Below are 22,902 nucleotides of genomic sequence, written 5' to 3'. Positions count from 1 at the left end.
CCTCAACCCCTCTGAACGCCTCCTGGGATGGAATCACCATGAACACGATCACTTCCCCCGTCCTGGCGGAGGGCTCCCTGCCGGACCCCGTCGCCCAGCTGAACACCGTCCGCCGGCTCGTCGAGGAGCAGTACAGCGGTGATCAGCCGCTCGCCCGCGCCGCGCTCCACCTGATCGACTGCGCGACCGACATCGTGGGCCAGCTCCCCGACGGCGATCTCGACGCGGCGCGGGGCGCGCTCGGCTCGGCCCGTGCCGCGGTGGTCTCGGCGACCTTCGCGGTGGGCCGGATCCGGGACATGGCGGCCAACGGGACGGAGCGGGCATGAGCCGGCACATCGTCGTCATCCACCGCTGGCGCGACCAGCACGCCCGGTACGACGACTACCTCGACCACCGCACCCACCGGGTCACCTACGTGACCACGGAACTGGCCCTCCCCTCCGTGCCCGTCGGCGCCGCGGCCGCCCGCGTGGTCCCCGCCACCGAAGACCTCGACGCCGTCTGGCAGGCGGTGACCGACCTGCGCACCCACTTCGGCGACCCCGAGCGGGTGGTGGCACTCAACGAAGGCGACCTCGACACCGCCGCGCTCGTACGCGAACGACTCGGCTGCGCCGGCCAGACCCCCGGCCCGCTGGCCCGCTTCCGCGACAAGCTCACCATGAACCAGGTGATCGCCGAGGCGGGAATACCGGCCCCCGCCTTCGCGGACGCCCCCGACGAGGCCGCCGTCCTGGCCTTCGCCGAGCGCCACGGCTGGCCCGTGGTGGTCAAGCCGCGCAAGGGCACCGCCAGCCGGGGCGTCGTACGCCTCGACTCCCCGGCCGACCTGCCGCTGCTGCGCACCTCGCCGCCGGAACCGCGCCTCGTGCAGGAGTTCTGCGGCGACCAGATCTTCCACATCGACGGCCTCTGGACCGGCGAGGAGCTCGGCCCCTGGCGGGCCTCCCGGTACGTCAACACCTGCGTGGACTTCACGCAAGGCGAGGCCCTCGGCTCCGTCGAGGTCGACGACCCCCACCTCCTCACCCCGCTCTCCGCGTTCACGGCCCGGGCCGCGAGCGCACTCGGCCCGGAACCGTGGGTCTTCCACCTGGAGGCCTTCGTCGGTACGTCCGCCGACGGCTCGCCCTCCGTCCGGTTCCTGGAGGCGGGCTACCGGGTCGGTGGCGCGGAGATCCCGTTCGTCTGGCGGGAGGTGCACGGCATCGACCTGATGCACGCCGCCGTCGACATCCAGCTCGGCCGCCACCCCGACCTCCCCGTGCCGGCCCACTGGCGCACGGGCGGCTGGCTGCTCGTGCCGTCACCCGTGCCGGCCCCCTGCCGCGTGACGGCGTGGGAGCTGCCCGAACCCCCGACCCCAGAGGAGGGCCCGTACGCGGCCGTGATACCGGCGGTGGGGCAGGTCGTCCCCCGGGTGGGCGGATACGAGCACGTGGGCGCCCGGTTCCGGTTCCGCGGTGGATCGAGCGGCGACGTGGAGAAGGCCGTCCTCAGGACAGCGGCGCAGTTCCGCCTGGAGTGCACCCCGGAGCGAGCAGCACGCGTGGCCTGCGGACTGGATCGATGACCGGCAGCATGGCGAGGGCGGCGGGCCCTCGCGTCGCCGTGCTTGTTCTGGAGGACGGGCGGAGTTTCCGGGGGCGGGCTTACGGTGCGGTGGGGGAGACGTTTGGTGAGGCGGTTTTCAACACCGGTATGACCGGTTATCAGGAAACGCTGACTGATCCGTCGTATCACCGGCAGGTGGTGGTGATGACGGCGCCGCACGTCGGTAACACGGGTGTGAATGACGAGGACCCGGAGTCGAAGAGGATCTGGGTGTCGGGGTATGTGGTGCGGGATCCTGCCCGTGTCACGTCGAGCTGGCGGGCGACGCGGACGCTGGATGAGGAGCTGGCGGCGCAGGGTGTGGTGGGTATCAGTGGGATCGACACCCGCGCTCTGACCCGTCACCTGCGCGAGCGCGGCGCCATGCGTGTGGGGATCTTCTCGGGTGACGCGATCGGCGGGGATGCGGAGATGCTGGCCAGGGTGCTGGCGCAGCCGCAGATGAAGGGTGCGAATCTGTCGGCCGAGGTCGCCACGAGTGAGCCGTATGTCGTGCCGGCGATCGGTGAGAAGAGGTTCACCGTTGCGGCGATTGACCTGGGTATCAAGGGCATGACGCCCCATCGGATGGCTGAGCGTGGCATTGAGGTGCATGTGCTGCCTGCCACCGCCACCGCCGACGACGTGTACGCCGTGAACCCCGACGGTGTGTTCTTCTCCAACGGCCCCGGTGACCCTGCCACGGCGGATCACCCCGTCGCGCTTATGCGGGTGGTGTTGGAGCGGAAGACCCCGTTGTTCGGTATCTGCTTCGGTAACCAGATCCTGGGCCGGGCGCTCGGTTTTGGCACCTACAAGTTGAAGTACGGGCATCGGGGGATCAATCAGCCGGTGCAGGACCGTACGACGGGGAAGGTCGAGGTGACCGCGCACAACCACGGCTTCGCCGTCGACGCACCCCTCGACAAGCCGTCCGACACTCCCTTCGGTCGGGCTGAGGTTTCCCACGTGTGTTTGAACGACAACGTGGTGGAGGGCCTGCAGCTGCTCGACCAGCCGGCTTTCAGCGTCCAGTACCACCCGGAGGCGGCTGCCGGACCGCACGACGCCGCGTACCTGTTCGACCGTTTTGTATCCCTGATGGAGGCCGAGCGTGCCTAAGCGCACCGATATCCAGTCCGTCCTGGTCATCGGCTCCGGCCCGATCGTGATCGGCCAGGCCGCCGAGTTCGACTATTCCGGCACCCAGGCGTGCCGGGTGCTGAAGGCGGAGGGCCTGCGGGTCATCCTGGTCAACTCCAACCCCGCGACGATCATGACCGACCCGGAGATCGCCGACGCTACCTACGTCGAACCGATCACGCCTGAGTCCGTCGAGAAGATCATCGCCAAGGAACGCCCCGACGCGCTGCTGCCCACGTTGGGTGGTCAGACGGCTTTGAACACGGCGATCTCCATGCATGAGCAGGGTGTGCTGGAGAAGTACGGCGTGGAGCTGATCGGCGCGAATGTGGAGGCGATCCACAAGGGCGAGGACCGCGACCTGTTCAAGGGCGTCGTGGAAGAGGTCCGGAAGAAGATCGGCCACGGTGAATCGGCCCGCTCGGTGATCTGCCACTCGATGGACGACGTCCTCAAGGGCGTGGAGACCCTCGGCGGCTACCCGGTCGTTGTGCGTCCGTCGTTCACCATGGGCGGCGCCGGTTCCGGCTTCGCCCACAACGAGGAGGAGCTGCGCCGCATCGCGGGGCAGGGTCTGGCGCTGTCTCCGACCACCGAGGTGCTCCTGGAGGAGTCGATCCTGGGGTGGAAGGAGTACGAGCTGGAGCTGATGCGGGACAAGCACGACAATGTCGTGGTCGTGTGCTCGATTGAGAACTTCGACCCGATGGGTGTGCACACGGGTGACTCGATCACCGTCGCCCCGGCGATGACGCTGACGGACCGCGAGTACCAGATCCTGCGGGATGTGGGTATCGCGATCATCCGTGAGGTCGGTGTCGACACCGGTGGCTGCAACATTCAGTTCGCGGTCAACCCTGTTGATGGCCGGGTCATCGTCATCGAGATGAACCCGCGCGTGTCCCGGTCGAGTGCCCTGGCGTCGAAGGCGACTGGTTTCCCGATCGCGAAGATCGCAGCGAAGCTGGCGGTGGGCTACACGCTGGATGAGATCCCGAACGACATCACGGAGAAGACCCCGGCGTCCTTCGAGCCCACGCTCGACTACGTCGTCGTCAAGGCACCGCGCTTCGCGTTCGAGAAGTTCCCGTCCGCCGACTCCACGCTGACGACCACGATGAAGTCGGTCGGCGAGGCCATGGCCATTGGCCGTAACTTCACCGAGGCGCTGCAGAAGGCGCTGCGGTCGCTGGAGAAGAAGGGCAGCCAGTTCACGTTCGTGGGGGAGCCGGGGGAGCGTGGCGCCCTTCTTCAGGAGGCCAAGCGGCCTACTGATGGCCGGATCAACACGGTCATGCAGGCGATCCGCGCGGGTGCCAGCCCAGAGGAGGTCTTGGAGGCCACGAAGATCGACCCGTGGTTTGTGGACCAGTTGTTCCTGATCAAGGAGATCGCTGACGAGATCGCCAAGGCCCCGGAGCTGACCCCTCCCCTGCTGGCGCATGCGAAGCGCCACGGCTTCTCCGACCTTCAAATCGCCGAGATCCGGGGCTTGCGCGAGGACGTCGTCCGCGAGGTCCGCCACGCCCTCGGCGTCCGCCCGGTCTACAAGACCGTCGACACCTGCGCCGCGGAGTTCGCGGCGAAGACGCCGTACTTCTACTCCTCCTACGACGAGGAGAGCGAGGTCGCGCCGCGCGAGAAGCCCGCCGTGATCATCCTGGGCTCCGGCCCGAACCGTATCGGGCAGGGCATCGAGTTCGACTACTCCTGCGTCCACGCCTCCTTCGCGCTGTCCGAGGCCGGCTACGAGACCGTGATGGTCAACTGCAACCCCGAGACCGTTTCGACCGACTACGACACCTCCGACCGCCTGTACTTCGAGCCGCTCACGCTCGAAGACGTACTGGAGATCGTCCACGCCGAGCAGCAGGCCGGCCCCATCGCCGGTGTCGTCGTCCAGCTCGGCGGACAGACCCCCCTCGGTCTCGCCCAGGCGCTGAAGGACAACGGCGTGCCCGTCGTCGGCACCTCCCCGGAGGCCATCCACGCCGCCGAGGACCGCGGCGCCTTCGGCCGCGTCCTGGACGAGGCAGGGCTGCCCGCGCCCCAGTACGGCACCGCGTTCTCCTTCGAGGACGCCGCGCGGATCGCTGCCGGTATCGGCTACCCGGTGATGGTCCGTCCGTCGTACGTGCTCGGCGGCCGCGGCATGCAGATCGTCTACGACGAGCCGTCGTTGGCCACCTACCTGGAGCAGCACGCCGGGCTGATCGCCGACCACCCGGTGTTGATCGACCGGTTCCTGGACGATGCGATCGAGATCGATGTCGACGCCCTCTACGACGGCACCGAGCTCTACCTCGGCGGCGTGATGGAGCACATCGAGGAAGCCGGCATCCACTCCGGCGACTCCGCCTGCGCCCTGCCCCCCATCACCCTCGGCGGGCACGACATCAAGCGCCTGCGTGCCTCCACCGAGGCCATCGCCAAGGGCGTCGGCGTACGCGGCCTGATCAACATCCAGTTCGCGATGGCCGGCGACATCCTCTACGTCCTGGAAGCCAACCCCCGCGCCTCCCGCACCGTGCCCTTCACCTCCAAGGCGACCGCGGTGCCTTTGGCGAAGGCCGCCGCCCGCATCTCCCTCGGAGCCACCATCGCCGAGCTGCGCGCCGAGGGCCTGCTGCCGAAGACCGGCGACGGCGGCACCCTGCCGCTGGACGCGCCGATCTCCGTCAAGGAGGCCGTGATGCCCTGGTCGCGCTTCCGCGACGTCCAGGGCCGCGGCGTGGACACCGTCCTCGGCCCGGAGATGCGCTCCACCGGCGAGGTCATGGGCATCGACGCCGTCTTCGGCACCGCGTACGCCAAGTCCCAGGCCGGCGCCTACGGCCCGCTCCCCACCAAGGGGCGGGCGTTCATCTCGGTCGCCAACCGCGACAAGCGGTCGATGATCTTCCCGGCGCGTGAGCTCGTCGCCCACGGTTTCGAGCTGCTGGCCACCTCCGGTACCGCCGAGGTCCTCAAGCGCAACGGCATCAACGCCACCGTCGTGCGCAAGCAGTCCGAAGGTGAAGGACCGGGCGGGGAGAAGACCATCGTCCGCCTCATCCACGACGGCGAGGTCGACCTCATCGTCAACACCCCCTACGGCACCGGCGGCCGCCTCGACGGCTACGAGATCCGCACCGCGGCCGTCGCCCGCGGCGTCCCGTGCCTGACCACGGTCCAGGCGCTCGCCGCCGCCGTCCAGGGCATCGACGCCCTCAACCACGGCGGCGTGGGCGTCCGTTCCCTCCAGGAACACGCCCAGCACCTGACCGCGGCCCTCCTTCGGGATCAGCTCGAACTGGCCGGGGCCGAAGTGTCCATGGCCACCGAGACGGCCAGAAGGCCGAGTGCCGTTCCCATCATGTAGCGCTGCACCTTGAGCCATTGGGGGCGGCGGGCGAGGAAGACGGCGATGGTTCCGGCCGCCAGGACGATGGTCAGGTTGATGGTGAGGGCCACCGCGATCTGCACGGAGCCGAGCAGGATGCCCTGGAACAGCACGTGCCCCGCCTCCAGGTTGATGAACTGCGGGATGAGCGCGAGGTACATGATGGCGATCTTCGGGTTGAGCAGGTTCGTCATCAGGCCCATCATGAACAGCTTGCGCGGCGAGTCGTGCGGGATGTCCTGGGGGGCGAAGACGGAGACGCCCCCGGGCTTCAGGGCGTTCCAGGCCAGGTAGGCGAGGTACGCCGCGCCGGCCAGCTTCACGGCGACGTACAGCTCGGGTATCGCGATGAAGACCACCGACAGGCCGAGGTTCGTGGCCAGCAGGTAGACCACGAAGCCCACCGCCACACCGCCGAGGGACACGACTCCGGCACGCCGCCCCTGGGTGATGCTCCGGGACACGAGGTAGATCATGTTCGGACCGGGGGTGAGCACCATCCCCAGGGCCACCATCGCGACACCGAGTACTCCGCTCAACTCAACCATGGCTGCCCGCCGCTTTCTGTGCGAATCCGTGATGTGCCGCCGCACCCGAGGGGTCCTCGTCGGTGCCGCGCAGTACCTCGGAGAGGTCGTGGACGATGTCGTGCAGGAAATGACGGGTGAGGAAGTCGACCGTGAGTCGCAGCTCCGGGAGGCGAGGGTCCTCGTGCTCCCAGTCGGCGGCGGTCAGCCCCGCGAAACGTTCCGCCAACGCTTCGGCCGCCCAGCCCAGTTCTTCGGAGACCCGGCCCGCGTCCTCGTCCTGATGAGCCGGCGGTGCGGCCGGCGAGGGAACCCCGAGCGTCACGTCGATCTGCCGGTGGAACAAGAGGCACATGTCCCGCACATGGCAGCCCTGCTGGAGCGGTGACCGGACGGGCGCGCCGCTGGACCGCCGTCCGACGTCGGGACGCGCCAGCACCCGCTGCCAGCGGCCCGTGTATTCCAGGAGCAGGCCCGCTGCCCGCTCGCGGTCGTACGGCAGGGACGTGAACTCGCATCGGCCGCACCGGGGCGACGGAAGGGCGGTCCGGCTCGGGGTTTCGCGGGCCGTGGTGCTCACCGGCTGAAGGTTCCTTCCTTGCGAAGCTTCGACGGCTCCAACTCTGGTCTCCACTGGTTCCAACTGCGGTAATTCCCAGGGCTGTTCGGGGAACTTCCGGTCTGCTGCGGAGCCATACATCGGAGCAACTCGAGTGTAAGCTCCATCCTTTCTCGGTTCAATCGGCAATATTGAACTCAGGGCAATCCTGTGCTTCGATGCCGATCGGTACGGGAGGTGCGGCCAATGACGGACTATCGGAGCGTCGCGGACGCGGTGGCGGAGGAGATCAGAGCGGGACGGCTCAGAACGGGCGACCGGCTTCCCGCGCAACGGGAATTCGCCCAGCAGTACGGCATCGCCAACTCCACGGCCACGCGCGTCTATCAGGAGCTCGCCCGCCGGGGTCTCACCGTCGGCCATGTGGGCCGCGGCACCTTCGTGCGCGCCGCCTCCGCCGCGACCACCGTCCCCGCACTGTCCGAACCGGCCGACAGCCGGGTCGACTTGGAGCTGAACTACCCGGTGGTCCCCGAGCAGCCGGGGCTGCTCGCCGAGGGGCTCGGCAGGCTGCTGCACCCGGAGAGCCTGGAGTCGGTGCTGCGGCCGGTCGGCCCGGCCGGCACCGCCGCCGCGCGTGAGGCGGCGGCCGATCTGCTGGCGCGCGGCGGCTGGCGCCCCGACCCGGCGCGGGTGCTGTTCGCCGGGAGCGGCCGGCAGGCGATCTCGGCGGTCGTCGCGGCGCTGACGCGGCCGGGCGCGCGGCTGGGTGTCGAGGAGCTGACGTACCCGGTGCTCAAGGCGATCGCCACCCGGCTCGGAGTGACTCTCGTGCCCCTGGCCATGGACGAGGACGGGCTCATCCCCGAGGCGGTGGAGGAGGCGCACCGCGCCGGCCCGCTGCACGCCGTCTACGTCCAGCCGACCCTGCACAACCCGCTGTCGCTCACCATGTCGGAGCGGCGGCTGGACCACTTGGCCGATACGCTGCTGACCTGCGGAATCCATGCGATCGAGGACACCGTCTGGGCTTTCCTGCGGGATGATCTGCCGCCTCTCGCGTCGCGTGCGGCCGCGCGGACGGTCCTCGTCGACAGCCTGTCCAAGCGGGTGTCCCCGGGGCTGTCCCTCGGGTTCGCGGTCACTCCCGCCGCCGTCGCGGGCGGTGTTGCCGCGTCGCTGCGCTCGGGTGGCTGGGCGCCCATGCGGTTCCCGCTGGAGGCGATGGCCCAGTGGCAGGCGGACGGAACCGTACGGACGCTGGTGCGGGCCAAGCAGCGGCAGGCCGCGGCACGGCAGGAGATCGCCGAACGCCATCTCGGCGACTTCGTGACGCGCGGCGACCCCCGTTCGTACTACCGTTGGTGGGAGCTGCCGCGCCCGTGGCGTGCCGACACCTTCGTCGCCGCCGCCGCGCGGCACGGCATCGCGGTGACCCCCGCCGCGGCGTTCTCGGTTGGGCGTCACCGCGCCCCGCACGCTATCCGCCTCGGCCTGGCCTCACCCGGAACCAGTACTCTTTCGCGCGCCCTCGAGACCCTGGGCGACCTCGCCCGGTCGGCCCCGGACGACCTCGCCCATGACTAGCCCCGGGAAGGCGGACCGTGGGACGGCCGACGTGCGGCCACCTCGATTCGTCTCACATGATGAGACAAATCGAGGTGAAATCGAGGGGAAAAAGGGCCGGATAGCGAATTGCGCGGTCCGTGGCCTCCGTGTGTCAGCCCCAGGCCGAGTCGAACCGCACGTGAGGGGTGGGGCGTGTGGGCGCGGAAAAGCAAGTGTGTGCAGCGCTGACGGTCCAACACATATCGTCACCTTATCGATGTGATTGTTTCCACGTTTAACGGTGCGCTGTTCCTGAGCGTGAAACATCCGGCGCGGATTCTGATGAACCGGCTTCCGGAAGGTGTCACTTCTCTTTCGTTCGGCCACTTTCTTTGCGTCACATCCATCCTGCGCATATTCCGGCGGCGATGCGAGCCTGACTGCCATCCTGATCGCGAACTGCGGCAACACGAAGGATGGGCAAATGCGTCAACATTCGGACATAGCAGCAACTTCCGAAGTGGTACGCCTGTGTGAAGAGGGGTTGCGGTGGTACCGCGAGGCGCTGGAGACGGGGACGGTATCGGGCGATGTGCCCGGGTGCCTCCTCCGGTGCGGGCTCCTGAGGCCGCTGCCCGGGGGGCAGAACTTGTTCGTCCCCGTTCCTCCGAAAATCGCGGAAGCGCAGCTCACGCGTCCCGTGGAGCGTGACATCGAACAGCGCCGGAAAACCCTGGAGGCCCTGCGCTCCTCCTTTCTCACGGCGGAAGCCGTCTATCGAAAGGTCCAGCGCCAAGCGGAGCTGCCCATCGAGCACCTGGGCGGCGAGGAGGTCATCGGAGAGGCACTGCGGCTGGCCGTCGGCTCCTGCAAGGAGGAGCTGCTCACCGCGCAGCCCGGCGGCGGCCGCTCGCCCGCGCTGCTCGCCGAGGCGCTGCCCCGCGACCTCGCGCTCGTACGGAAGGGGGTACGACAACGCACCCTCTATCAGCACAGTGTGCGGTCACACGGCCCCACCCTGGCGTACATCGAGCAGGTCCTGGCCGAAGGCGCCCAGGTCCGTACGCTGGACGAGATCTTCGAACGCGTCATCATCTGCGACCGCTCGATCGCCTTCATCCCCGGTGCGCCGGAACGGAAGAGCGCCGCACTGGCCATCCGGCACCCCGGTGCGATCGAGTTCCTCACCAAGGTGTTCGAGCACATGTGGGAGCGGGCGGAGCCCATCGCCCTCGCCACCGAACAGCACCGTCCCGACTTACTCACCAACTCCGTGCGCAGGACCGTCCTCCGCATGGTCGTGACCGGCCACACGGACGAGACCATCGCGGCCCGGCTGGGCGTGAGCGCCCGTACCGTCTCCACGCACATCCGGAAGGTCTCCGAAGCACTGGGGAGCCGCAGCAGGGCCGAGCTGGGTTACCTCCTGTCCCAGCGGCGGCTTCTCGAACCGGACGCTTCCCCGCTCGGCTCCCCGCCCGGGGAAACCCCCCGCCCCCAGACGCGCCCACGCCGGCAGACCACCCGAGAGCACTGCGGCTGACGCTCCCACTCGCGCGCCTCGCACCGCCCGGGCGCCGTGACATCGTTGTACCGCCGCCGGTGGACCCGGCGGCGCCTTCACGCCCGTACGGCACCGGGGCGCCGACCCCGGTGCCGCCTGCTCGCGCACGACCGCTCACATCTGCTCGGCGGCCGCCTTGATCGCCTCGCGGATCCGGGGATAGGTGCCGCACCGGCAGATGTTGCGGAGGGAGTCGAGGTCCTCCTCGGTGACCTGGCGGCCTTCCTCCGCCACCCGGCGCACCAGCGCCACGGCGGCCATGATCTGGCCGGGCTGGCAGTAGCCGCACTGGGCCACGTCATGCTCGAGCCACGCACGCTGCATCGGGTGCAGGTCCGCGCCCACCGTGGCCGGAAGCCCTTCGATCGTGGTCACCTCGTCGGTCGGACCCAGGTCCTTGACGGGGACCGCGCACGGGTTGACCGCCCTGCCGTTGAGGTGGCTCGTACACGCCTTGCAGACGTTGATGCCGCACCCGTACTTCGGTCCGGTGACGCCCAGGACGTCGCGCAGCACCCACAGCAGCCGCATGTCGTCGGCGACGTCGACGGTGACCTGCTCACCGTTGAGGCGGAACGTGTGCTCCGGCACGTGATCTCCAAGCTGTCAGCGGACGTGGTCCAGGCCGTCGGTGGGGGACTGCGGGATGGGCGGAACGGTCGGTTTCGGAGTGAAGGAGAGCGTGCCGTGGTTGATGGGGAAGGTGGTCGGCATGGTTCCCGTGGCGCGGCCGTAGGCGCAGGCGACCGCGGCCATCGACGCGGCGACGCCGAGCTCCCCGGCACCGCCGGGTTCCTCCGTGGTGGCCGGCATGACGATGACCTCCAGCTCGGGCGGCGTGTTCCACTGCCGGGTGTAGAAGTAGTTGTCCCAGCTGGCCTCCAGGAAGTGCCCGTCCCGCAGGTGGAGGCCGGCCGTCAGGGTCTGGGCGATGCCGTCCATGACGCAGCCCATCATCTGCGCCTCCAGACCCAGCGGATTGACGGCGAGACCGACGTCCACGGCGACGACCGCCTTGGTGACGCGCGGCCCGGCCACCCCGTCGCGTATCGGACGGCTGACGGTCTCGGGCCGGCAGTCGATCTCCACCAGTACGGCGCTGACGGCGTGGTACTCGGAGTGGAACGCGATGCCCTGCGCCGTGCCGGCCGGCATGGACCGGCCCCACTCCCCGGCCTCGGCGACCTTCTCCAGCACCGCCCGGGAGCGCTCGTCGCGGAGGAACGCGCGGCGGAACCGGACGGGGTCCTTGCCCATCTTCGCGGCGAGCCGGTCGACGATGAGCTCGCGGGCGCAGGTCACGTCGGGGGAGTAGACGTTGCGCATGCTGCCCGTGTTGAAACCCTGGTCGGTTTCGCTCAGGAGCCGGCTGGTGGGGCCGAAGTCGTACGGCATCGACTGGGAGAGCTGGAAGAACGTCTCGGAGAACCCGATGTCGCCCACTGGCAGCTTCGCCGCCATGGCGGTGAGGATCTCGCCGAAGCCGTGGCCGAAGTCGGTGGAGACGCTGGTGTGCCGCTGCTTGTAGCCGAGGACGGTGTCACCGGCGTACGCGACGCGCACGCGCGAGGTGGCCATGGGGTGGGCGCGACCCTGGCGGGAGTCGTCGGCGCGGTGCCACATGAGTTTGACCGGCTTGCCGATCCGCTGGGAGATCTCGGCGGCTTCCAGCGCGGCGTCGAAGAACAGCTTGCGCCCGAAGGAGCCCCCGCCCTCGGTGACGTGCACCCTGACCGCGTGCGGCGGAAGCCTCAGCTTGGCGGCGATGGTCTGCCGCGCGACGATCGGCGCCTTGAGGCTCGACCAGATCTCGGCGCGGTCGGGCCGTACGTCGGCTATCGAGCAGTTGGGTTCCAGCGCGCTGTTGCTGCGGAAGTGGAAGGTGAACTTCCCTTCCACGGTCGGCGTCAGCGGCGGCAGGCCGAGCGGCAGTTCGGCGGCTTGCAGCTCCTTGCGAACGGAGTCGTCGGACTTTCCCTCCGCGGTGCCGGGCTTCCACGACACCCGCAGGGCGCGCACGGCGTCGATGCACTGGCCGAAGGTCTCCGCGCGCACCGCCACGCCGGTGGAGACGACCGCGACATCGGTGACGCCCGGCATGGCGCGGACGTCGGCGAGGTTCTCCACCGAACCGACCTTGCCGTTGATGGTCGGCGGACGGCACACCATGGTCGGCTTGGCGTCCGGGACGTCGAGGTCCATCGTGAACTTCTTGCGCCCGGTGACCGCGGCGAGCGCGTCGACACGGTGGTGCGGCCTGCCGATGACGGTGAACCGCTCACGCGGCTTGAGCTCCACGGACATCCGCCGTGTCGCGGTGCTCGCCGCTTTCCCGGCCAGGGCGCCGATGCCGATGCTCCGGCCCGCCGGGCCGGTGACGACTCCGGCCTTCAGGGTGAGGTCGGGGACGGCCGCGCCGAGTTCGCCCGCCGCCGCCTGGAGCAGCCGGGCCCGGGCGAGGGCGGCGGCGACCCGGATGGGGGTGTAGGTGGAGATGGTCGTGTTCGATCCGCCGGTGAGCTGGTTGAACACGAGCTCCGGGCGGGCGTCGGCCAGCGTGACCCGTACCCGCTCCAGCGGAACGTCCATCTCCTCGGCGATCAGCATGGCGGTCGACGTGGTGATGCCCTGCCCGACCTCGGCCCGCGGCAGCGCGAACGACACCGTGCCGTCCGCGTTGACCTCGACCGTGATCAGGTGCGAGGTCGGCAGAGCCGCCGCGGTCATCACGTCGTTGAGGTCGACCAGCTCCGTGATGTCCGGTGAGGGGATGGCCGGCGAGGGGGCCTCGGCCGCGGCGGCCCTCGGCGCCGGACCGAGCTCGGCGGCGGTCACCAGCGTCGGCGCGGCCAGTACGTAACCGAGGAACCGCCGCCTCGCGAGGGCGGGCGCGGGCGCAGCCACAGCGTCAGGCACAGGCACAGGCACAGGCGCACCGGGCTCGGGGTGACTCGTACGATCAGGACCCGTCATCTCGTCATCTTCCCCTCCCGCCACTCGTTTCCGCCGGGGAGCGGCGGGATCCCGCGCCCCGGCGGCGCCGGTGTGGCTCAGAACGGACGGTTCGCGTCGGGGATTTCGAGCTGGATGCCCCGCCTCTCCGACAGGAAGAGCAGCACGAACTTGCGGAGGACCTCCTCCACGGCCCAGGCGGCCTCCGGAACCAGCGGCAGGGGGATCAGGCCCTCGACGGCTATGGAAGCCCTGTTGCCGGGGCCCACACTGCTCCTTTACTGAACGCTGACTTAACTGAACTGGTTTACTAGACAACGTTGTCAAAGCGCGTGCACAGTGACGGACACACACCCGCAGCTTCACCGCGACGGAAGGGTCCACGCGATGGTGTACGCAGCACTCGACATCGGCGGTACGAAGATCGCCGGGGCGCTCGTCGACGCCGACGGCCGCCTGGTGGCCCGTTGCCGACGCGCCACCCCGGCCCAGGGGCCGGCGGACGACCTCATGGCGGCGGTCGACTCCGTACTGGACGAGCTGGCCGCGCACCGGAGATGGCCCGAGCTGTCCTGTCTGGGCATCGGCAGCGCCGGCCCCGTCGACACCGTCGCCGGTACGGTCAGCCCCGTCAACATCCCGTCCTGGCGCGCGTTCCCGCTCGTGGAGCGGGTGCGGGCCCACCCGGGGGTGCCCGCCGGCGTCCGGCCCGTGCTGGTCGGCGACGCGGTCGCGATGGCGGCGGCCGAGCACTGGAGAGGCGCCGCCCGAGGGGTGCGCGACGCCCTGTGCATGGTGGTCTCCACCGGCGTGGGCGGCGGGCTGATCCTCAACGGCGCCCCGCACACCGGCGGTTCCGGGAACGCGGGCCACATCGGCCACATCACCGTGGACGTGAACGGCCCCCTGTGCCCCTGCGGGGCGCGCGGCTGCGTGGAGCGATTCGCCAGCGGTACGGCCATCGCCGCCCGCGCGCTGGACTCCGGCTGGGCGCCACCGGCCGGCGTGGCACCGACGGCGGCGGCCGTCGCCGCGGCCGCCCGCGAGGGCGACCCGCGGGCGCTCGCCGCCTACGACCGCGCCGCGCGGGCGCTCGCGGCGGGCATCGCCGCGACGATCAACCTGGTCGAACTCGATCTCGTGGTGATCGGCGGCGGCGTCGCCCAGGCCGGGGAGACGCTCTTCGACCCGCTCCGCCGCCACCTCGACGCCTACGCCGTCCTCGACTTCGCCCGCGACGTGCCGGTCGTCCCCGCCGAACTCGCCCTCGACGCCGGCCTGATCGGTGCGGCGGCCGTCGCCGCGGCAGCCACCGGACTGCCCGCCGCCCGCCCCTGAGCCACCCCCAGCCGAGGAACAACAAGGAACGCCGACGCCATGGACCTGCTGGCCACCACCATCCAGCCCTACGCCTGGGGCTCCACCACCGCACTGCCCCGGCTGATGGGCACGCCGCCCACCGGAGAACCCCAGGCCGAGCTGTGGATGGGCGCGCACCCCGCCGCGCCCTCGCGGGTCGACCGCGGCGGCGGCGCGCTGCCGCTCGACCGCGTCATCGCCGCCGACCCGGAGAGAGAGCTGGGCGCGGCCGGCGTGCGCCGGTTCGGACCGCGGCTGCCCTTCCTGCTGAAGCTCCTCGCCGCCGACGCCCCGCTCTCGCTCCAGGTCCACCCCGACGCCGCCCGGGCCGCGGCGGGCTTCGCGGCGGAGAACGCCCGGGGCATCCCCGTGGACGCGCCGCACCGCACCTACCGGGACGGCCACCACAAGCCGGAGATGATCGTCGCCCTCACGCCGTTCGAGGGGCTCTGCGGGTTCAGGACACCCCGCGCGTGCGCCGCCCTGCTGGAGCGGTTGGGCGTGCCGGGCCTGGAGCCCCACCTCCGCAGGCTGCGCACCAGCCCGGCGAAAGCCGCCTTGAAGGAGGTGTTCACCGCCTTCCTGTCGCCGGGCGCCGACCTGCTCGACGGCGTCACCGAGGCGGTGGCGCGCGAGGCGGACCGCGGGGGACCGCACCGCGCGGACCTCGTGGCCTACCGGGCGGTCGCACGCGCCCACCCCGGGGACCCCGGCCTCCTGCCGGCCCTCATGCTGCGGCACGTGCGACTCGCCCCGGGGGAGGGGCTCTTCCTCGGCGCGGGCGTGCCGCACGCGTACCTCTCCGGCCTCGGAGTGGAGATCATGGCCGGCTCCGACAACGTCCTGCGCTGCGGCCTGACGGGCAAACACATCGACCGCGACGAGCTGGTGAGCGTGGTTCGCTTCCATGCCCCGCCGCGCCGCGCCCTCGTCCCCCGCCGGGAAGGGGCGGAGCTCGTGTATCCCGCGCCCGTCGACGACTTCCGCCTCTCCCGCATCCCGCTCCGCCCGGAGGCGGCCCCGCTGCCGCTCGACCCGGGTGGCGCGCAGATCGTCCTCTGCGCCCGGGGGGAGGCCCACCTCACGTCCGCTGAGGGCTCGTTGAGGATCGGACCGGGCGGCGCCGTCTACGTACCCGCCTGGGAGCGCGTCACCGTGGCCGGTGACGGCGAGGTCTTCCGCGCCACCGCCGGCGTGACCACCGGCGGAGTGGCCACCGCCGGCGTGACCGGCGAGGGGCCGAACCGCTCCCCTCACTAAACTTAACCGGTTCCGTTGTTTCTCTTGTTTTCGATTACCGCCCCGCTCTAGCCTCGACCGCGCCCGCTCCCTCAGCGGGCTACCGGTCGGCTTCGACGCCCGTACGCGTACCACCCCGACGGCCACCGAGGAGACCGCCGACAGCCGTCGGAGAACGCGTCGAGCCGCCGGGCGCACAGCACCCTCCACACCAGGAAAGCCGCACGCCGCGCAGTTCACGACCGCGGTGTGCGCGCGACCGAATCGGAGCACCCCATGAGCAGGAAACTGGCCACCGCGGCGGGAGCGCTGCTGGCCGTCGCCGCCACCATGTTCACCGGCCCCCCGGCCGCCCAGGCGGCCGCGGAGCCGGCCGCCGCCGGCTTCCACGTACGGGACGGCAGACTCCTCGACGCGAACGGCAACGACTTCGTCCTCCGGGGCGTGAACCACGCCCACACGTGGTACACCACCAGAACGACCCAGGCGCTCACCGACATCAAGGCGCTGGGGGCCAACTCCGTGCGGGTCGTGCTCAGTACGGGCGACCGCTGGACGAAGAACGACACCGCCGACGTCGCGAACGTCGTCAGCCAGTGCAAGGCCAACCGACTCGTCTGCGTCCTCGAACCCCATGACACCACCGGGTACGGCGAGCAGAGCGGAGCGGTCTCACTCTCCAAGGCCGTCGACTACTGGATAGAGGTCCAGAACGCGGTCAAGGGGCAGGAGAAGTACGTCATCCTGAACCTCGGCAACGAGCCGCACGGGAACACCGGTTACGCGGCCTGGACCGCGGACACCACGAACGCCATCACGCGCATGCGGGCCGCCGGGTTCCAGCACACCCTCATGGCGGACGCCCCCAACTGGGGCCAGGACTGGACCTTCACCATGCGGGACAACGCGCCGGCGGTCTTCGCCGCCGATCCGCAGGGCAACACCGTCTTCTCCATCCACATGTACGGCGTGTACGACACCGCCGCCGAGGTCCAGGACTACCTGGGCCGGTTCGTCTCCCGCCGACTGCCCATCGTGGTCGGCGAGTTCGGCGACGCCCACTCCGACGGCAACCCCGACGAAGACGCCATCATGGCGACCGCCCAGCAGCTGAACCTCGGCTACCTCGGCTGGTCCTGGAGCGGCAACGGCGGCGGCGTCGAGTACCTCGACATGGCCACCGGCTTCGACGCGGGCCGGCTGTCCCCCTGGGGCACGCGCTTCTTCGACGGCCCGAACGGGATCAAGCAGACCTCCCGCGAGGCCAGCGTGTACGGCTCCGGAGGCGGCGGTGACACCCAGGCCCCGACGGCCCCCGGCAAGCCCACCGCCTCGGACGTGACCTCCACCGGAGCCCGGCTGGCCTGGCCCGCGGCCACGGACGACACCGGCGTCACCGCCTACGACGTCGTACGCGTCGACGGCACCCGGGAAACGCCCGTCACCACCACCGCCACCACCGGCACCACGCTCACCGGCCTGACCCCCGCCACCCCCTACACCTTCGCCGTCTACGCCCGCGACGCCGCCGGCAACCGCTCCCCGCGCTCCGCCACCGTCGCCGTCACCACCGCCGACGGCCCCGCCACCGGCACCTGCGCCGTCTCCTACCGCCTGAGCGACTGGGGCAGCGGCTTCAACGCCGACGTCACCATCCGCAACACCGGCACCCGGGAGATCAAGGGCTGGCAGCTCGACTTCGCCTTCCCCGGCGGCCAGACGCTCAACTCCGCCTGGAACGCCAAGGCCGTCCAGCAGGGCGCCCAGGTCCGCGCCACCCCCGAGCAGTGGACCGCCACCATCCCGGCCGGCGGGTTCGTGAGCTTCGGCATCAACGGCTCCTCCACCGGAGGCAACGGCGTCCCCGCCGCCTTCACCCTCAACGGCGCCGCCTGCGCCAAGAGCTGACCCGGACCGCGCGTACGCCGGGGCCGGCCCCGGCGTACGCGCAATCCGGCCGCGTACCGCTAACGCCGCGGCGGCCCGGTGGACCCGCGGGGCGTCAGCGACGGCGTCGGGACCTGGAGCGACGCGCCACCCGAGCCGTCGATCACCCCGAACAGGCCGCGGGCGACCACCGCACCGAAGTGGTGCACGTCGTGGCTCATCGCCGACAGCGGCGGATGCGTCAGCCGGCACAGCTGGGAGTCGTCCCACGCGAGCAGCGACACGTCGTCCGGCACGGTCAGCCCCATCTCCGAGGCCACCGCCGCGCCCGCGACGGCCATGATGTCGTTGTCGTACACGATCGCCGTCGGCCGCTCCGGCGCCAGCAGCAGACCGCGGGTCGCCCGGGCGCCGTCCTCACCCGCGAAGCCGGTGGCCACCTGGCGGCGGCCGTCCAGGCCGAGACCGGCCATCGCCGCCTCGAAGGCCGCCGCCCGGATGCCGCTGTGCCCGAGACCGGCGGGGCCGCCCACGCGAGCGATGCGCCGGTGGCCGAGCGCCGCCAGGTACCGCACCGCCTCCGACACGGCCGTCGCGTCGTCCGTCCATACGGAAGGAAAGCCGCCGGTCAGCGACGGGTGCCCGACCGCGACCGCGGGGAGCCCGAGGGCGCGGAGCGCGGGGACCCGGGGGTCGTTCTCGTGGAAGTCGACCAGGATGGCGCCGCCGATCATCTTGCCGCGCCACCACCCCTCGTACAGCGTGATCTCCTCGCGCAGATCGCGGACCAGGCGGAGCAGGAGCGAACACGAGCGCTCCGCCAGCACGCTCTCGATGCCGGAGACGAACTCCATGTAGAAGGGCTCCAGGCCGAGGAGCCTCGCCGGGCGGCAGATCGCCAGGCCGACGATGTCGACTCGTCGGCTGGAGAGGCTGCGCGCGGTCTGGTGCGGGAACCAGCCCAGCTCGCGAGCGGCCTCGAAGATACGCTCCCGGGTGGCCTGGGAGACCCCCGGCCGGTTGTTGAACGCCATCGAGACGGCGCCCTTCGACACGCCGGCGCGCGCGGCGACGTCGTTGATGGTGACGCGCGGGGAGGCCGGGTTCACGCCGGGTCCACGCTGAACAGCGCGGCTCGGACCGCCGCCGCCTCCACGCCCCCGTCGCACCCGGTCACCCGGATCCGGGCCTCCTCACCCGGGAGCAGGGTCAGCAGACCGCTGTCCGCGACCGCTCCGGGCGCGAGCCGGTCCGCCTGCAGCAGCAGGTCCCTGACCAGGGTGTGCGCCGTGACCACGATGTCGACGGCGCCGCTCTGCCCGGGCACCGGCTCCGTACGCACGTCGTACCGGGCCCGGGGGTACGCGAACTCCTTGTCCGGTACGGGGAAGTGGAGCGCGCGCAGCCCATCCGCGTCGGCGACCAGGAACTCCTGCGACGAGCCCGGGGCCGGAGAGAGCTTCTCCGGAAGCACCGTCCGCACCACCGACCGCGCTTCGGCCGCCACCTCGATGACCGTTTCCCGGACCACCCGGCCGTCCGCTTCGAGCAGCCGCAGGGTCACGGCCGTACGCCAGGGGGCGGCGGACTGGTTGTCGACGGCGAGCACTGGTCCCTCGTCGCCCGGGAGCAGGGTCAGCAGGCGGTCGGCGTACACCCGGCGCAGCGCGTGGAAGAGCGGCTTGGGTCGGCCGTCGCCGTCGACGGCGGCCCACGAGCTCACCGGCCAGCAGTCGTTGAGCTGCCAGACGACCGTGCCCGCGCACACCGGCCAGTGCGCCCGCCAGTGCTCGATACCGGAGGCGACCGCCCGGGCCTGGATGACCTGGGCCAGGTAGTGCCAGCGGTCGAAGTCGTCCTCGGGGAGCGCGAAGTGGCGGGCGATACCGCGGTTCAGCTTGCCGTTGCCGTCCTCGGCCTTCTGGTGGTGCAGCATGCCGGGGGAGTCCGGGGCGAGCTCCTCACCGGGCAGGGCGCGCCGCAGCGTCGCCAGGGCGGGCGGCGCCTGCCAGCCGAACTCCGCCACGAAGCGCGGCACGTTCGCCCGGTACGCGGCGTAGTCCTCGCGGTTCCACACCTCCCAGGAGTGGTGCGTACCGTGCCGGGGGTCGTTCGGGTGGTGGTCCCAGGAACCCGACCAGGGGCTGCCGGCCGTGTAGGGGCGGGTCGGGTCGAGCTCCGCGACGATCCGGGGGAGCAGCCCCAGGTAGTAGCCCTCGCCCCAGGAATCACCCGCGAGAGAGGGCTCCCAGCCCCAGTCGCGAAAGCCCCACAGGTTCTCGTTGTTGCCGTTCCACAGCACCAGGCTCGGGTGGGGCATCAGACGGACAACGTTGTCGCGCGCCTCGGCCTCGACCTCACCGCGCAGCGGCTGCTCCTCGGGATAGGCGGCGCAGGCGAAGAGGAAGTCCTGCCAGACCATCAGGCCGAGCTCGTCGCAGGCGTCGTAGAAGGCGTCGTCCTCGTAGATGCCGCCGCCCCACACCCGGACGAGGTCGACGTTCGCCTCCGCCGCCTGGGCCAGCCGCGCCCGGTACCGCTCCGGGGTGACGCGGGACGGCAGGACGTCGTCGGGGATCCAGTTGACGCCGCGCGCGAAGATGCGTACGCCGTTGACGACGAAGGTGAAGCCCGTGCCGTGCGCGTCGGCCGACCGGTCGATCCCGACGGTGCGGAACCCGATCCGCCGCCGCCAGGTGTCCAGCGCCGACCCCTCGTCGAGGAGCGTCACCTCCAGGTCGTACAGGGGCTGTTCGCCGTAGCCGCGGGGCCACCACAGCCGGGGCTCCGCGACCTCCAGGCGCAGCACGGCCTCCTCGCCCGTGAAGGAGACCTCGGCCTCGCAGCCCCCGACGGCGGCGCGGGCGGTCAGCGGACGCCCGGCGCCTCGCTCCGTGCGCTCCACCCGGAGCCGTACCTCCACCCGGCCCGTCCCGCCGTCGACCGTGACCAGGGGGCGGACCCGGTCGATCCGCGCCGTCGACCAGTGCTCCAGCCGCACCGGGCGCCACATGCCCGCCGTCACCACGGTCGGGCCCCAGTCCCACCCGAAGGAGCAGGCCATCTTGCGGATGTACTGGAACGGCTCCGGGTAGACGTTCGGCCGCTCACCGGTCCGCGCGCGGACGGCCTCGGCCTCGTCGTACGCGGAGGCGAAACGAACCTCCAGGGAGCCCGTGCGCCCCGTGACGTCGAAGCGGTAGCCGCGGTGCATGTTGCGCGTCGTCCCCAGCGCTTCGCCGGCGAGGGTGATCGCGGCGGCCGTGTCCAGGCCGTCGAAGACCAGGTCCGTGCGCTCGTGCGGGCTGCCGTGGCTCAGCTCGGTGACGTACGACCAGGCCTGCCTGCCGACCCACGCGATCTCGGTCTCGTTCTGTCCGACGAACGGGTCGGGGATGACCCCGGCGGCCAGCAGGTCGGTGTGAACGCAGCCGGGGACCCGGGCCCGGAGCAGCGCCCCGTCGTGGCGCAGGCTCCAGCCGTCGGTCAGTGGGGTGACGTCCTTCATGGTGTGCGGCTCCAATCGCCTGACGAGGCGGGGTGCGTGTGCGACGCCGGACAACCTAACCGGATCAACTCGCCGTGTCCATGAACCGGTAAAGCTGAAGAGTGAAGGGCAGACTTCTCAGCTGGGACTTGGCAGTCACGGGCTATCGGTAACGATTGCGCATCGCGGCGGACACTTTTGCTTTACCGGTTCACCTCGCGGCTGACATAGTGCCGACATCCCACCCGTAGACCTGAGCCGTAACCCTGAAGGAGTTGGGCACATGGGGAAGTCGAAGACGCTCGCGGGCGCGCTTCTCGCCGCCACGATGCTGACCGTGACCGGATGCGGCGGCGGAGGCGGCGGCGCCTCCGGCGAGACGGCGGCCGCCCCTGCCGACCCGGGCGCGGTCTCGGGCGAGATCAAGGTGCTGACGCACCGCACGGACCTCGTCCAGAGCGGGGCGATGGACCGGTACGCCGCCGAGTTCAACAAGACCTACCCCAAGGTGAAGGTGACCTTCGAGGGCATCACCGACTACGAGGGGGAGGTCAAGATACGGATGAACACCAAGGCGTACGGTGACGTGCTGATGATCCCCGCGGCGGTCGCCAAGAACGACTACCCGAAGTTCTTCGCCCCGCTCGGGACCGCGGCGGAGCTGTCGCGCACCTACCGCTTCAGCGACAAGACCGAGGTGGGCGGCAAGGTCTACGGCATCGCGCAGTTCGGCACGGCCAACGGCTTCGTCTACAACAAGGCGCTGTGGAAGCGGGCCGGCGTCACACAGTGGCCGAGGACGCCGCGGGAGTTCACGGACGCGCTGGAGGCGGTCAAGGCGAAGACCGGTGCGGTGCCGTACTACACCAACTTCAAGGACGGCTGGCCCCTCGTCCAGTGGACCGCCAACATCGGCTCGGTCGGCTGCGACGCGAAGGCCACCGACAGGCTGGCGGGCGCGGCCTCGCCCTGGAAGGAGGGCGGCGACCTCCGGGCCATCGACACGCTGCTCCACGACATCGTGCGGCAGGGGCTGTCGGAGAAGGACCCCACGACCACCAACTGGGAGGCGTCCAAGGGGCTTCTCGGCAAGGGGAAGATCGGCGCCATGATGCTCGGATCCTGGGCCGTCACCCAGATGCGGGCGGCGGCGCAGGACGCCGGCGGCTCCCCGGACGACATCGGTTTCATGCCCTTCCCCGCGCAGCGGGACGGCAGGTTCTGCGCCACGCTCGTCTCCGACTACCAGCAGGCCGTCAGCATCCACTCCGCGCACAAGTCGGCGTCCCGCGCCTGGATCGACTGGTTCACGGCCAAGTCCGGCTACTCCGACAAGGAGGGGGCGGTGCCGGCGCTGAAGGCGGCGCCCATGCCGGCCACGCTCAAGGAGTTTGTTGACAACGATGTCACCTTCGTGGAGCGGTCCGAGGCGCGGACGGGCGAGGTGAACGCCATCGACAACGCGGCGGAGGTGGGCCTCAACAAGCCCGACTACCGCCAGAAGCTGATCGACCTCGCGCGCGGAGCCCAGAAGGGCAGCCTCCAGGACTACTTCGCCGAGCTCGACAAGAGGTGGGACGAGGCGGCGAAGTCCGCCGGCTCCTGACCTCGCCCCCCAACGCCCGGCGTCCCGCGACCAGGAGGGCCCGGGGCGTGACG

Annotated in this window: 17 protein-coding genes; 10 read left to right on the top strand and 7 right to left on the bottom strand. The window is 70.8% G+C overall.

Going from position 1 to position 22,902, the window contains the following annotated elements:
- Nucleotides 1-38 precede the first annotated feature (38 nt).
- The 4 genes from ABZX67_RS16840 to carB are packed head-to-tail and all read left to right on the top strand — an operon-like array spanning nt 39 to nt 6,100.
- The gene (locus ABZX67_RS16840) at nt 39-329 is read left to right on the top strand and encodes a hypothetical protein (RefSeq protein ID WP_355360508.1); all 291 of its coding nucleotides are present in this window, start codon (nt 39-41) and stop codon (nt 327-329) included.
- Nucleotides 326-1,576 carry a biotin carboxylase gene (locus tag ABZX67_RS16835; RefSeq protein ID WP_355360505.1) on the top strand — a complete coding sequence of 417 codons (1,251 nt, stop codon included), beginning with the start codon at nt 326-328 and terminating at the stop codon, nt 1,574-1,576. Before ABZX67_RS16840 ends, ABZX67_RS16835 begins: the two co-directional genes overlap by 4 nt.
- Entirely contained in the window at nt 1,573-2,718 is a 1,146-nt protein-coding gene (gene carA / locus ABZX67_RS16830; protein WP_355360502.1) for a glutamine-hydrolyzing carbamoyl-phosphate synthase small subunit, read from the top strand. Before ABZX67_RS16835 ends, carA begins: the two co-directional genes overlap by 4 nt.
- A complete protein-coding gene (gene carB, locus ABZX67_RS16825; RefSeq protein ID WP_355360499.1) occupies nt 2,711-6,100 on the top strand; it encodes a carbamoyl-phosphate synthase large subunit in 3,390 nt (1,129 codons plus the stop codon). The genes carA and carB overlap by 8 nt, the downstream gene beginning before the upstream one ends.
- Here the strand turns inward: carB and ABZX67_RS16820 are convergent.
- Together ABZX67_RS16820 and ABZX67_RS16815 are read right to left on the bottom strand one after the other, a co-directional pair.
- Nucleotides 6,022-6,669 carry a LysE family translocator gene (locus tag ABZX67_RS16820; RefSeq protein WP_355360496.1) on the bottom strand — a complete coding sequence of 216 codons (648 nt, stop codon included), beginning with the start codon at nt 6,667-6,669 and terminating at the stop codon, nt 6,022-6,024. The genes carB and ABZX67_RS16820 overlap by 79 nt on opposite strands.
- Nucleotides 6,662-7,228 carry a hypothetical protein gene (locus ABZX67_RS16815; protein WP_355360493.1) on the bottom strand — a complete coding sequence of 189 codons (567 nt, stop codon included), beginning with the start codon at nt 7,226-7,228 and terminating at the stop codon, nt 6,662-6,664. Before ABZX67_RS16815 ends, ABZX67_RS16820 begins: the two co-directional genes overlap by 8 nt.
- A gap of 225 nt (nt 7,229-7,453) precedes the next feature.
- Between ABZX67_RS16815 and ABZX67_RS16810 the strand changes: the two genes are divergently transcribed.
- Nucleotides 7,454-8,794 carry a PLP-dependent aminotransferase family protein gene (locus ABZX67_RS16810; RefSeq protein ID WP_355360490.1) on the top strand — a complete coding sequence of 447 codons (1,341 nt, stop codon included), beginning with the start codon at nt 7,454-7,456 and terminating at the stop codon, nt 8,792-8,794.
- A gap of 661 nt (nt 8,795-9,455) precedes the next feature.
- Nucleotides 9,456-10,298, top strand: coding sequence for a LuxR C-terminal-related transcriptional regulator (locus ABZX67_RS16805; protein WP_355360487.1), 843 nt, complete (start codon nt 9,456-9,458; stop codon nt 10,296-10,298).
- 135 nt (nt 10,299-10,433) lie between these two features.
- Here the strand turns inward: ABZX67_RS16805 and ABZX67_RS16800 are convergent, their stop codons facing one another.
- The 3 genes from ABZX67_RS16800 to ABZX67_RS16790 form a co-directional block, all read right to left on the bottom strand.
- Nucleotides 10,434-10,910, bottom strand: a complete 477-nt coding sequence (locus tag ABZX67_RS16800; RefSeq protein ID WP_355360484.1) for a (2Fe-2S)-binding protein — start codon at nt 10,908-10,910, stop codon at nt 10,434-10,436.
- A 15-nt stretch (nt 10,911-10,925) separates the two neighbouring features.
- Nucleotides 10,926-13,223, bottom strand: a complete 2,298-nt coding sequence (locus ABZX67_RS16795; RefSeq protein WP_355360481.1) for a molybdopterin cofactor-binding domain-containing protein — start codon at nt 13,221-13,223, stop codon at nt 10,926-10,928.
- A 146-nt stretch (nt 13,224-13,369) separates the two neighbouring features.
- Nucleotides 13,370-13,540: a hypothetical protein gene (locus ABZX67_RS16790; RefSeq protein ID WP_355360479.1), complete on the bottom strand. Its 171-nt coding sequence runs from the start codon at nt 13,538-13,540 to the stop codon at nt 13,370-13,372.
- Between the two features lie 118 nt (nt 13,541-13,658).
- On the opposite strand from ABZX67_RS16790, the gene ABZX67_RS16785 reads away from it, so the two are divergent.
- The 3 genes from ABZX67_RS16785 (at nt 13,659) to ABZX67_RS16775 (ending at nt 17,777) form a co-directional block, all read left to right on the top strand.
- Nucleotides 13,659-14,609 (top strand): ROK family protein, encoded by a 951-nt coding sequence (locus tag ABZX67_RS16785; RefSeq protein ID WP_355360476.1) that lies wholly within the window; start codon nt 13,659-13,661, stop codon nt 14,607-14,609.
- A 39-nt stretch (nt 14,610-14,648) separates the two neighbouring features.
- Entirely contained in the window at nt 14,649-15,890 is a 1,242-nt protein-coding gene (gene manA / locus ABZX67_RS16780) for a mannose-6-phosphate isomerase, class I (protein WP_355360473.1), read from the top strand.
- Between the two features lie 309 nt (nt 15,891-16,199).
- Nucleotides 16,200-17,777, top strand: coding sequence for a cellulase family glycosylhydrolase (locus tag ABZX67_RS16775; protein ID WP_355360736.1), 1,578 nt, complete (start codon nt 16,200-16,202; stop codon nt 17,775-17,777).
- A 59-nt stretch (nt 17,778-17,836) separates the two neighbouring features.
- Here the strand turns inward: ABZX67_RS16775 and ABZX67_RS16770 are convergent, their stop codons facing one another.
- Both ABZX67_RS16770 and ABZX67_RS16765 read right to left on the bottom strand, forming a co-directional pair.
- Complete coding sequence (locus ABZX67_RS16770) at nt 17,837-18,865, bottom strand: LacI family DNA-binding transcriptional regulator (protein WP_355360470.1); 1,029 nt, start codon at nt 18,863-18,865, stop codon at nt 17,837-17,839.
- Nucleotides 18,862-21,264 carry a glycoside hydrolase family 2 protein gene (locus ABZX67_RS16765; RefSeq protein ID WP_355360467.1) on the bottom strand — a complete coding sequence of 801 codons (2,403 nt, stop codon included), beginning with the start codon at nt 21,262-21,264 and terminating at the stop codon, nt 18,862-18,864. The genes ABZX67_RS16770 and ABZX67_RS16765 overlap by 4 nt, the downstream gene beginning before the upstream one ends.
- 262 nt (nt 21,265-21,526) lie before the next feature.
- On the opposite strand from ABZX67_RS16765, the gene ABZX67_RS16760 reads away from it, so the two are divergent.
- Nucleotides 21,527-22,849 (top strand): ABC transporter substrate-binding protein, encoded by a 1,323-nt coding sequence (locus tag ABZX67_RS16760; RefSeq protein WP_355360464.1) that lies wholly within the window; start codon nt 21,527-21,529, stop codon nt 22,847-22,849.
- Nucleotides 22,850-22,902: the final 53 nt, after the last annotated feature.

Source organism: Streptomyces sp. NPDC003036 (genome assembly GCF_040611175.1).
Lineage (GTDB): Bacteria > Actinomycetota > Actinomycetes > Streptomycetales > Streptomycetaceae > Streptomyces.
Note: the sequence above shows the minus strand (reverse complement) of the source record. Positions and strands in the feature narration are given on the sequence as shown.